The organism is Wolbachia endosymbiont of Cardiocondyla obscurior, from assembly GCF_902713635.1.
GTDB lineage: Bacteria > Pseudomonadota > Alphaproteobacteria > Rickettsiales > Anaplasmataceae > Wolbachia > Wolbachia pipientis.
Genome location: NZ_CACTIU010000048.1, coordinates 1 through 10,284, shown reverse-complemented (window position 1 = coordinate 10,284; position 10,284 = coordinate 1). Strand labels below are relative to the sequence as shown.

Below are 10,284 nucleotides of genomic sequence, written 5' to 3'. Positions count from 1 at the left end.
TTTAAGATAGCTATGCTGAGATCCCGCTAACACGTAGCGGGATGACGAGAAAGGAGTGGCGGTATGACGGTTCGCGGCGGCATGACGATAAGCTCGTCCAAAAGAATCCTAGCTGGATTGACTTATATTACTTAGCTTTAAGATAGCTATGCTGAGATCCCGCTAACACGTAGCGGGATGACGAGAAAGGAGTGGCGGTATGACGGTTCGCGGTGGTATGACGTAGTAGCTATTTCTTGCAATCAAGTTTCGTTAAAAGTCAGATTGAATGGTTAAATCTTCCACCCAAATAACCACGCACTCTACTTGCTTGTTTGGATATATTTCTTGTACTAAGGTTTTATAGATTAACATCTGTTTTTTTATTTCATTTAATAAGGAAACAGAAACGTTACGGTGTGATTTGTAGTCAATTATGATTGCTTTATCTTGCGTTATGCATAGCCTATCTAGTCGTACTAATACTGACTTGCCATCAATTGTTCCACTCAGTGTAATCTCTGATTTGCCTTCCAAGTCAAACAAATAGCCATATTTTTCATTAAAGGCTAATATTTTACTGTAAATTTCATCCTTATCTTCGCTGATGTTATCAAGGTATTTTCTGACCCAATTTTTTCTCCTTTCTTTTTCTATCTTGGGCATATACTGCAATATGCTGTGAATAATCAGGCCTCTTGCATAACCATCTGTCATCCCAGTGCTCTTTTTTTTGTCATTCAAGTAGCTAGACACTGGCTTTTTTTCTCTAGGTTCCAGCGTTACGTGCTGGAATGACATTGATAGGTTTGGCGGAAGAGAAATGACCGGAACGTCAAAGTAATCACGTTTTTTATAAATGTAAGGGTAGTTTGCATTCACGCATAATACTTCAACTTTTTCTTTAAATATTGGCTGTAAATCCCTTTGTTTCTTTTCATATGGTTCTCCATACTTAGTGATTAGATCATACCAAGAGCCCTTTTGCACTGGCTCTTTACTTAAGATGTATAACTCATCTTCAGCACGTGTGAGTGCTACGTATAATAAACGCAAATATTCATTATAATCCTCTAGTTTTTTCTCTCTTTTTACTTGATCACAATAAGCATTGTTGTTTTTTCCACACCAAAATGGCACTTCCATTCCATCAAAGATGATACTTTCATTGCTTCTTGGCACCGTATTTGTATCAACCAAAAATACTATGGGAGCTTGCAGACCTTTTGATTTGTGAATCGTCATTATTCGCACAGCATTGCGTTCTGATTGCATATCATTCTTAATCTCTGGGTTATTCTCCTTGATCCATTGAACAAACGCTTGAAGAGATGGGTTTTCAAATTGCAACACGAGGTTCATAAATTCGTCTAGGACCTCAAAGCACTCAAGACCTAGCCTTGCAGCAAATTTCTTCTTACCTGTACGTAATATATGCGTAAATAGTGCAAGAGGAGACTCTATGCGAGATAAGTTAATGAGATAGTTTAATTCACTATAGATAACCACAGAATAATCCTGAATTCTTTCCCATAGTGAATGCTCTTTACGGTCGTATGCAATGTTAAATAAATCATCCTCGGTAAAATTGAATAACGGTGATTTTAAAGCATTTGCAAGAGCTAGATCATTTGCCTGGAGGAGTAAAAATTCGGCCAAAGCTATTAAGTCCTGCACGGCTATATAGTCCATAATTCTAAAATAATCTCGGCCTACAACTGGCACATTTGCTTTTTTAAGTTCGCTTATTATGTAATCAACTAACACGTTTCGTTGTCGCACCAAAATCATAATGTCTCTTGGCTCTATATGGCGATCTTTAGCGACTAAAATCCGCCCTTCGTTTAACCAATTGTGAATTCTGTTAGCTATTGTTTGAGCAAGTAATCGATCTGCTATTGTATAACCTTCCTTGCATGTCAGAGGAATTTGTAAAGCTTGCTGTTCTTTCTCTTTGCGCCTTGGTAACGCTGGCCAAATTTCAATATATCCTTGGTCATTTTCTCTATGTGGAACATGTTTTATTTCATTATCATTAAAAGATATTTCTGCGCGGAAGTTATTAAATATTCTATCTACAAGCATCAAAACTTCTGGAGTTGAGCGAAATGACTTTTCAAGTTGGCATGATATCCAACCAGTTTTCGTATGAAAGTATTGTTGCATATAGTTGAATAGATGGGGATTTGCTCCTTGAAATCTGTATATTGATTGTTTTACGTCACCAACAACAAATAAGGTTCGCTTTTCATCATTACCGGCAAAAAATTCATCGCAGAGATTTGTTATAATTTTCCACTGACTGATGCTATTGTCTTGTGCCTCGTCAACAAGGATGTGATCTATTTTTTGATCTAAGTTAAACAATACCCAATCTTTATGATCTGGGTCGCTGAGAAGATTTGTTGCTAAGTCAATTATATCATTGTAGTCAAGCAGTGCATTTTTTGATTTTTCACTATTATATAAATCAACATATACTTTAAATACACCAAGTAAGCTACTGGTTCTCTTGAATATTTGATAAGAGTTCATGTCTCTTATATGGGTAAATACTACATTCTGAACGCTCTCTATTATTTGCTCTGCATCTTTGAATTTCTCCAAAATACTTTTTGTTGCAATGGATGATATGCTCTTTTTTTCGTGCGATTCTGATTTGAGAAATACCTTGGCTAGGTTTTCTATTTTGGTGTCATTCCACTTTATTCCGGTGTCATCCGAGTAGCTGACACTGGTTCTTTTTTTCTGGATCCCAGCTGGGATGACAGTAGAATAAAGTATTTCACTATAACTCTGATCTCTTTTACTGCCTTCACTTAATATCTCGGCTAGTCTTCCCACGTGCTCAATTGTTTCACTCTGTAAGTCATGAATTTCATCTGGGGCGCTCAATTTATCTTTGATATATTTCGAATCATTTGCTGACATCGATCTTTTTACACATAAAGTATAAAGCAAATCGCGTAGTTTATTTTCATCAATTTCAGTTGCAATAAGGTTGATATCATCCTGCACAGTTTCGTTATGAAGCACTTTATTGAATATGATGGAATGTAATTCTTTACATTCACTCAGCGTGCAATTTGGAGCAATGCCAGCTTCTATAGGAAAGCTGGAGATTAATTTGTAACAGAAAGCGTGTATGGTTTGTATAGTTAGACCAAGATTTTCCAGTTCAGAGAAAAGCCTTCTTGCTCTTGTTAAGTGACGATCAAGTGCTTCATTTTTTCTGGATCCCTCCGTTATCCCAGCACTCTCCTTTGTCATCCCAGTGCTTGACACTGGGATCCATTCTTCCTTTTTTCTGGATTCCAGCGTCACGCGCTGGGATGACACCGATTCCTCACTTAAATGCAAGAGGTCTAGTTGTTCCAGATCCATTATTAATTCACTCTCTGAGCATATTGCCCACTTACTGAGTATGCTGTGAATGCGATTCTCCATTTCGTTTGCTGCAGCATTGGTGAATGTTAAGCAAAGAATATTTCTTTTGTTTTCTAATAAAAGTCTCAATACTCTGTCTATTAAGATTTTTGTTTTGCCTGTACCAGCGGACGCATTTACCCACACAGAGAAATTAGGATTTATGGCATTTGATCTCATCAGAAGTGCGAGAACCTTATAAAAGTTGACTAGAATAGCATTATACATATAATGTAAAAATAGTGTTAGTGAAGATATATAATGAAAAGTTTTTGTGTAAAGGCGCCTGCAAAAATCAATCTTTTTTTGCATGTTGTAGACAAAAAAGAAACAGGGTATCACTTGATTGAAGGTTTATTTGTCTTTGCTAATCTCTCTAATTTTTTGGAAATAAAAGTAGGTGAGAAGGATTCTAGATACGATAACTCTACAGTTGAATTTATAAACTCCGAGTCTAAAATAAATAACCAATATAACACTGTAATGAAAGCGGTTAATCTGCTGCTTAGGCATGCTCCAGTGCGTACTAGAGTTTCTATCAGAGTTGTAAAGAACATACCAATTGCTGCAGGACTTGGTAGTGGGTCCTCAGATGCTGGAGCTGTGGTACGTACGCTAGGGAAGCTGTGGGAGATTGATAGGACGATTTTAAATGAAATAGCCTTAAACGTTGGTGCTGATGTTCCCGCAAGCGTAGATAGCAAGCCAGTTTTTGTTAGAGGTATTGGCGAAGAATTATGCCACATTAAAAAATTCTCTTTACCTACAAATGTGGTGCTTGTGAAACCGAAAAAAAGGTTTTTGAGTACACCAGAGGTATTTTCCAAACATGAAGGAAAATTTTCTGAGCCAATTAAATGGAGCGATGACGCTGAAAAGGATTTGTTGAAGCTTCTTAAAGAGACGAGAAACGATCTTCAAGAAATAGCAATAAGCTTTGTACCTGAAATTAAGGATGTGATATCAACACTTGAGTCACAAGAAGGCTCTATACTTTCTCGCATGTCAGGCAGTGGTGTATCATGTTTTGGAATATTCGATAGTGAGGAAAATGCAAAAGCTGCTGCAGTTAATATCGGAAAAAAGCAACCAGAATGGTGGGTATGTGACACTCAATTAATAGTTTGACTTATGCCCTTAATTTCCGAGAATAAAAATCTTATAAATGGTTACAGGGAAGGAAAATTTTTGGTAAACAATCAAGAATATTATGGCTCAATTATAATTTTTCCTGAAAAGGTGATTAAATTGAAAGAAAGTGATATAAACAGCAAGGAGTATTTTGAATCTTTTTTAACAGAGGAAATAGAAATTTTGTTAATAGGTACTGGTAAAACACGCAATATACTAAGTTCTTCAGTGAAGTCCTATCTTATGGAACAAAAAGGTTTAAATTTTGAATTTATGACAACAGGTTCTGCATGCAGAACCCATAATATTCTGATATCCGAAGATAGATTTGTTGTCAGTTATCTAATAGCCATATAGCATGTTTGAAATGTTTACCCAGGATTTTTTCATCAACAGTCTAGTTGCAGTAGTTGTAATTAGCCTAGTAACAGGCGCTTTAGGATCGTTTATGATATGGCAAAGGTTATCTTATCTTGGTGATAGTTTGTCCCATTCTTCGTTGCTTGGTGTTGCACTTGCTTTAATCTTTAAGATTAGCCCATCGCTTAGCATAATGCTCATTGCAATTACATTTGCTATACTACTTTCTCTTAATTTTAACAGATTATATTCTGCTGATACGATATTGAACATTGTTACCAATGTAGTTTTATCATCGAGTTTAATACTTATGTCTTTTCTTCCATCTGGCAATAATAGTATTATTAGCTCACTGTTTGGTGATATATTAACGCTCGATCAAAGTGATATAGTATTGATTTTTTTAACCTCTGCAGTAGTTACTTTGATATTAATATTTAGATGGCGTTATTGGTTAATGATTTCAATTAATCAAGATTTAGCAGTAGTTGAAAAAATTAATGTTACCTTTGTTAGACTAGAATTTTTAATCACTCTTGCTATATTTATAGCAATTGCTGCCCAACTAATAGGAATATTACTCATTGCTGCATTTTTGCTAATACCAGCAGCATCTGCAAGGCTCATTTCGAAAACTCCAATGCAGATGATTATTGTTGCAACAGTTTTTTCTGTGATCTCTGGGATATCAGGTCTCATGTTATCTGCAAGTTTTGATTTGTTAACTGGACCTGCAATTATACTTGTTGCAGCGGTATATTTAATTATCGCTTATTTTATAAGGCTAGTATTAAGCAGGTTGGCTTAATTTTGATCTCGAATGTTAATAATTTTGTAATATACTCATTATAAAACATCACTATCTTAGCACAAAATAGTTTTTGCTATACTATTATTTATATGCTAATGATAAGTTGTTAATTTTATGGAGTAAGCAATATGAGCGAAGAAGGATTTTTTTCCAAATATATATCTCAACCTGTGAAAAAATTTTATAATTATATTACAGGAAAAACAGAAGAGTCAGATGATGTAGCAGGTGATGTGCATAATATTGCACAAGGAGACTCAGAGTCTTTGGATACTCATGTACAGTCAAATGAGAATGATATCATATAGATAGCATGAGGGTCACACCATCCAAAGTTAAAAAATTCCTAGAGAAACCTGATGCTTTACGTGGTGTGTTAATTCATGGAAGTGATAACAGTAGGGTTGATTTTTATGTACAAGAAATAATTGCTAATTTGGGTGAGTATTCAGTTCAGGTGATGGATTTTGCAATAGTGAATAAGTCACCCAGTTTACTGTTTTCTGAATTGGCAAACGTTTCGATGTTTACCAGCAAAAAATTAATTAAGCTGATAAATGTGAGTGGAGGTATATCCAAGGAGTTAAAAAATGTATTGGATTATAACGCAAGTGGTCATTATGTAATGATGGTAGCAAATGATCTTCCATATAATTCTGCGACTAAAAGTTATATGGAGAGTTCAAAAATTTTTGGTGTGATTGCTTGCTATAAGGACAGCAACAGCAATCTTTATGACATTATATCAAGTTACTTAAAACAAAATGATATAAAATGCACAAATGAGATAATCTACCATTTGCAATCTTACTTTAATCATAGCAAGCTGCCTATATTTTCAGAACTTGAGAAGTTAGTTTTGTACTTAGGGGAGAGAAAAGACCTAAAACTTACTGATATAGAATTATGCTTTTCAACTTCCGGCAACGACTATGCTACACTTGATGATCTATGCTCTGCCATAGCAAGTAAAGATATGTCGCGCTTCATTAGAATTTCTGATGCATTGATATCGCAAGAAAATTTTTCACCGATAGCGCTAATTCGCATTATATCAAATTATTTCCTACGCCTTGAAAACGTTTTGCTGTCAGTGCAAGGTGGAATGAGTGAGCAGGCTGCGATTGATCAGCTAAGCCCTCCATTGTTTTTTAAACAATTGCAGAGTTTTAAATCTCATTTGAAAAGTTTGCAACTTTCAGAACTTAAGAAGATCTTGGAAAAATTGATAAGCTTAGAAGTTACCTGTAAAAAAACTGATTTAGATCATAAAATGATTTTTCAACATGCACTGACGGGTAGCTGACTACTCGGATCCAGCCTTTCTTATAATTTCATCAAAATGTTGTATTTTAACATAAAATAGCTGCTTTTATGCCTACCAAAATTCATTCTTTAGTGTGTGTCTCACAAGTATTCTTTGCTAATAGGATATTTTCGAATATAATTGAATATAACTAGATAAAAATACAGATATGTTTGACATTTCAAAAATTGTAATAACACCTGAAATGTTAAAATTAGTTGCTGAAATTGATGAATTTAAAGGAGCATGGCAATTGTTTGGTAATTTAGCTCCAGAACGTTTACAAATGCTCAAGAAAATTGCAACAATTGAAAGTATTGGTTCTTCTACTCGTATTGAAGGGGCAAGATTATCAGACCGTGAAGTTGAGCAATTACTATCCAAACTTGATACACGCTCATTTCGTTCTCTAGATGAACGAGAAATAGCCGGATATGCGTATGTGTGTGAAGAAGTATTTCAAAACTTTAACAAGATGCCATTTACAGAAAACACTATAAAACAGTTTCACATCTGGCTTTTACAATTTTCATATAAAGATCAAAGGCACATGGGAGAATATAAAAAATTCCCCAATCATGTTGAAGCGTTTGATGAATCTGGAAAAAGCTTGGGCATAGTTTTTGAAACAGCCTCTCCATTTGAGACAGCAACACAAATGCAAGAACTTATTTATTGGACTAGCCAGCAATTAGAGGTGAAATCGTTACACCCTCTATTAATTATTGGCATTTTTATAGTTACTTTTTTAGCTATTCATCCCTTCCAGGATGGAAATGGCAGATTATCACGCATTCTCACAACTTTCTTGTTACTAAAGTTAGGGTATATCTATGTACCTTACAGTTCCCTTGAAAGTATAATTGAAAGTAATAAGGAGAGTTACTACTTAGCTTTGCGTCGTACTCAACAATCCTTGAAGACGAGCAGCTATGATTTTAATCCATGGCTTATATTCTTTTTAAGGTCACTACAAAAGCAAAAATTTCATCTTGAACAAAAGGTGTCACATGAAAAAGTGTTAAATCTCTATTTACCACCACTTTCTGCTAAAGTATTAGCACTACTCAGCAAACATGGACGTCTTACAATTAAGGATTTGGAAAATATTACTAAAGCAAACTGCAATACCTTAAAGAAGCACGTATCTAATCTCGTAAAGAGTAATCACATCACTCAGCATGGAAAAGGCAAAGCAACCTGGTATGTAATATAGAGCTCAATAGGATATGTATTCATTTTGAATTGTTAAATTATTCAGCTATAGAATATAGATCACAGCTGTACAAACATTGTAGTTTGAGCCCACTAGATCCCAGTGCCCTATTCTTGTCATCCCAGTGCCTTCTCCTGTCATCCCAGTGCCCAGACATTGGGATCCAGAAAAGTTTGCTTGTAAGCAAGCAAACTAGCATAGAAAAACGTTTTCGATGAGATTGCAGAAAGGCTAGATTCCAGACTGGAATGACATCGTTCACTATGTACCATATTGCAATAGTTGTGGTCAAGGCACTGGGATCTGAAATTGCAGTGTTCGTACAGCTATAGAATATAGATCAGAAGTGACAGAGCTTAAAAAAAGGCCTAACATTCTTAATAAACGTAAAAAGCTTTATGAAAATCAGAGTTGGAGTAATAGGCTGCTTAGGCAGAATGGGCAAAAAAATACTCAATGAATTAATTACAAATACCAAAGTGGAAATAGCAGGTGCTGTTGCCCGTTCAGGCAGTAAGTACATAGATTCAGATATTGGACCAATTATAGCCAATCTAGGAATTAAAGTTACAAGTTCTATTAGTGGCATATTTGAGTCATCTGACGTTGTAATAGATTTTACAACTAAAGAATGTATGTTAGACTGCCTTAAAGCAGCTGTAAAATTTAAAACACCGCTGGTTAGTGGCACAACTGGAATAGAAGGTGTCGATTTGAAAGAATATGCTGCTGAAGTTCCAATATTATGGTCAGCAAATATGAGTGTTGGGGTTAATGTGTTGCTGAAATTGGTAAAAAAAGCTGCTGAGCTTTTAGGTAATGAATATGACGTTGAGATTTGGGAAATGCATCATAACTTAAAAAAGGATTCACCATCTGGAACAGCTATAGAACTTGGCAAAACAATTGCTAACGCTTCAAAAGTGGATTTTCAGTCCAATCAATATTTACATAGTGGTTCAAACATAAGGAAAAAGGGGGGAATAGGTTTTGCAGTATCTCGTGGAGGTGGAGTAATAGGAGATCACAGCGTGATGTTTGTTAATTCTGATGAACGGATAGAACTAAACCACAAAGCAATTGATCGCACAACATTTGCTAGAGGAGCTGTTCAAGCAGCAGTATGGCTATACGAAAATAAAAGAGAAATTCCGGGGCTCTATTCAATGCAGGATGTGATATGAGCAATACACGTGCCTCTGTTAAAGATTTAAATCTCTGGTACGGCTCTAAGCAAGTTTTATTCGATATAAATTTGAATATTTATAAAAGAAAAGTTACTACTTTTATCGGACCATCCGGGTGCGGTAAATCAACATTTTTGCGTTGTTTTAATCGTATGAATGACTATGTACCAGGTTGCAAAACTGTTGGTGAATTAGATATCGATGGGCTGGGTGATATATATTCACGCGATATGGATGTTGTACTACTTAGAGCAAAAGTTGGTATGGTATTTCAAAAGCCAAATCCTTTTCCAAAATCAATATATGATAATGTTGCTTGTGGGCCAAAATTGCATGGTATGGCGAAGGATAAGCAAAAATTGAATGAGATGGTGGAAAATAGTTTAACCAAGGTTGGTTTATGGGAAGAATTGAAGGACAGATTGCAAGATAGCGCACTCAATTTATCCGGTGGCCAACAACAGAGGCTATGCATCGCTCGCGCAATTGCAGTGAAGCCAACTATTTTATTAATGGATGAACCGTGCTCTGCTCTTGATCCAATGGCAACCAATGCAATCGAAAATCTTATACAAGAGCTGAAATTAAGATTTACTATAATTATGGTGACTCATTCAATGAAGCAAGCTAAAAAGTTATCTGATAATGTAATTTTCTTTCATAATGGCAGAATTGTTGAGTCTGGAAGCACTCAAGAAATATTCGAAAATGCTCAATCTCCCTTAACAAAGGAGTATATCCTGGATCATTAAATTTCTGACCTTACCCAGAAAAAGTGGAGAGAAAGAAAAGAGTTTTTTCGGGTAAAATAAAATTTTGGAGGATTAGAAATGGTAAGAGAATATACGGCAGAATTCAAATTGGAAGC

General features: G+C 35.4%; 10 protein-coding genes. 9 read left to right on the top strand and 1 reads right to left on the bottom strand.

Translation table 11 applies throughout. The features are described from left to right. Window positions 1-252: 252 nt before the first annotated feature. Entirely contained in the window at window positions 253-3,585 is a 3,333-nt protein-coding gene (locus WOCAOBSORBRA_RS04240) for a UvrD-helicase domain-containing protein (RefSeq protein WP_174516002.1), read from the bottom strand. Window positions 3,586-3,666: 81 nt separating this feature from the next. On the opposite strand from WOCAOBSORBRA_RS04240, the gene WOCAOBSORBRA_RS04235 reads away from it, so the two are divergent. The 9 genes from WOCAOBSORBRA_RS04235 (at window position 3,667) to pstB (ending at window position 10,168) form a co-directional block, all read left to right on the top strand. After that, window positions 3,667-4,533, top strand: a complete 867-nt coding sequence (locus tag WOCAOBSORBRA_RS04235; protein WP_174516001.1) for a 4-(cytidine 5'-diphospho)-2-C-methyl-D-erythritol kinase — start codon at window positions 3,667-3,669, stop codon at window positions 4,531-4,533. A 3-nt stretch (window positions 4,534-4,536) separates the two neighbouring features. Beyond that, a complete protein-coding gene (locus WOCAOBSORBRA_RS04230) occupies window positions 4,537-4,893 on the top strand; it encodes an Mth938-like domain-containing protein (protein WP_174516000.1) in 357 nt (118 codons plus the stop codon). Window position 4,894: 1 nt separating this feature from the next. After that, window positions 4,895-5,704: a metal ABC transporter permease gene (locus WOCAOBSORBRA_RS04225; RefSeq protein ID WP_049973644.1), complete on the top strand. Its 810-nt coding sequence runs from the start codon at window positions 4,895-4,897 to the stop codon at window positions 5,702-5,704. 131 nt (window positions 5,705-5,835) lie between these two features. Next, entirely contained in the window at window positions 5,836-6,015 is a 180-nt protein-coding gene (locus tag WOCAOBSORBRA_RS04220) for a hypothetical protein (RefSeq protein ID WP_010082539.1), read from the top strand. Window positions 6,016-6,020: 5 nt separating this feature from the next. Beyond that, window positions 6,021-7,013 carry a DNA polymerase III subunit delta gene (holA, locus tag WOCAOBSORBRA_RS04215; protein ID WP_174515999.1) on the top strand — a complete coding sequence of 331 codons (993 nt, stop codon included), beginning with the start codon at window positions 6,021-6,023 and terminating at the stop codon, window positions 7,011-7,013. A 169-nt stretch (window positions 7,014-7,182) separates the two neighbouring features. Continuing rightward, the gene (locus WOCAOBSORBRA_RS04210) at window positions 7,183-8,229 is read left to right on the top strand and encodes a Fic family protein (protein ID WP_010082541.1); all 1,047 of its coding nucleotides are present in this window, start codon (window positions 7,183-7,185) and stop codon (window positions 8,227-8,229) included. Window positions 8,230-8,312: 83 nt separating this feature from the next. Next, window positions 8,313-8,447, top strand: a complete 135-nt coding sequence (locus tag WOCAOBSORBRA_RS06465; protein WP_281346860.1) for a hypothetical protein — start codon at window positions 8,313-8,315, stop codon at window positions 8,445-8,447. A 180-nt stretch (window positions 8,448-8,627) separates the two neighbouring features. Continuing rightward, entirely contained in the window at window positions 8,628-9,413 is a 786-nt protein-coding gene (dapB, locus tag WOCAOBSORBRA_RS04205; RefSeq protein ID WP_010962542.1) for a 4-hydroxy-tetrahydrodipicolinate reductase, read from the top strand. Beyond that, a complete protein-coding gene (pstB, locus tag WOCAOBSORBRA_RS04200; RefSeq protein ID WP_174515998.1) occupies window positions 9,410-10,168 on the top strand; it encodes a phosphate ABC transporter ATP-binding protein PstB in 759 nt (252 codons plus the stop codon). The genes dapB and pstB overlap by 4 nt, the downstream gene beginning before the upstream one ends. The last annotated feature ends 116 nt before the right edge of the window (window positions 10,169-10,284 follow it).